This window comes from Klebsiella sp. HMSC16A12 (assembly GCF_001808265.1).
In the GTDB taxonomy this organism is placed as follows: Bacteria; Pseudomonadota; Gammaproteobacteria; order Enterobacterales; family Enterobacteriaceae; genus Klebsiella; species Klebsiella pneumoniae.
Genome location: NZ_KV792598.1, coordinates 1 through 844, shown reverse-complemented (window position 1 = coordinate 844; position 844 = coordinate 1). Strand labels below are relative to the sequence as shown.

Here is an 844-nt window from a genome sequence, read left to right as displayed (position 1 = left end):
CCGTCCGGCCGACCTGGGGCTCGTTCGCGCAGCTGGACAGGGCCGATCCGGACTTTATGGCGGAGCGTGAGGATGTGGTCAGCGATGAAGGACGCTTTGAGCCATGAAGAAAACCTGGATGCTCGACACTAACATCTGCTCGTTCATCATGCGCGAGCAGCCGGCAGCGGTGCTGAAGCGCCTGGAGCAGGCGGTGCTGCGCGGTGATCGCATCGTGGTCTCGGCCGTGACGTATGCCGAGATGCGCTTCGGCGCCACCGGCCCGAAGGCCTCGCCGCGCCATATTCAGCTGGTCGACGCGTTCTGCGCGCGCCTCGATGCCATCCTGCCCTGGGACCGCGCCGCGGTGGATGCCACGACGGACATCCGGGTGGCGCTGCGCCTCGCCGGGACGCCGATCGGCCCGAACGACACGGCCATTGCCGGGCACGCCATCGCGGCCGGCGCAGTCCTGGTGACGAACAATGTGAGAGAGTTTGAGCGGGTGCCGGGTCTGGTTCTGGAAGACTGGGTTAAGTAACGTAGTCAGGCCGCTATCCATCGGCCTGACAGTTTCGCTGCGATGTTATTTGTATTCCTTTTCACCGTTACTGAATGGCTCTACACGGATACGTGTTCTCTCATGTGTGAGTTTTGGCGGCCTGATGAATTTAGATATCCCCAGCTGGACGGCCAGAGTCCACATTTCGTCTGAATAAACGATACTGCGGTGATGCTTCTCAATGAGGAAAGCGTCATAATCATGATGACGGAACGTCTGTAACACCGACCTGACAAATGCCTGTGATGCCCAGCCTTCTTTCAGGCACTGGATGGCTTTGTTGAATAAATCAGATTTCGGGTA

2 protein-coding genes and 1 pseudogene are annotated in these 844 nt (G+C 59.1%); 2 read left to right on the top strand and 1 reads right to left on the bottom strand.

Annotated features, from left to right (window positions below):
• Together HMPREF3140_RS10810 and HMPREF3140_RS10805 are read left to right on the top strand one after the other, a co-directional pair.
• Window positions 1-107, top strand: a pseudogene (locus HMPREF3140_RS10810) (AbrB/MazE/SpoVT family DNA-binding domain-containing protein); the annotation flags it as partial.
• Entirely contained in the window at window positions 104-520 is a 417-nt protein-coding gene (locus tag HMPREF3140_RS10805) for a type II toxin-antitoxin system VapC family toxin (RefSeq protein WP_016946796.1), read from the top strand. The pseudogene HMPREF3140_RS10810 and the gene HMPREF3140_RS10805, both read left to right, overlap by 4 nt.
• A gap of 45 nt (window positions 521-565) precedes the next feature.
• Here the strand turns inward: HMPREF3140_RS10805 and HMPREF3140_RS29120 are convergent.
• Window positions 566-844: hypothetical protein (locus HMPREF3140_RS29120; protein ID WP_217628964.1), on the bottom strand; the 279-nt coding region annotated here is incomplete at its 5' end.

Coding starts and splice junctions, on each gene's coding strand:
- HMPREF3140_RS10805 (WP_016946796.1), top strand. CDS start 104: ATGAAGAAAACCTGGATGCTCGACACTAACATCTGCTCGTTCATCATG.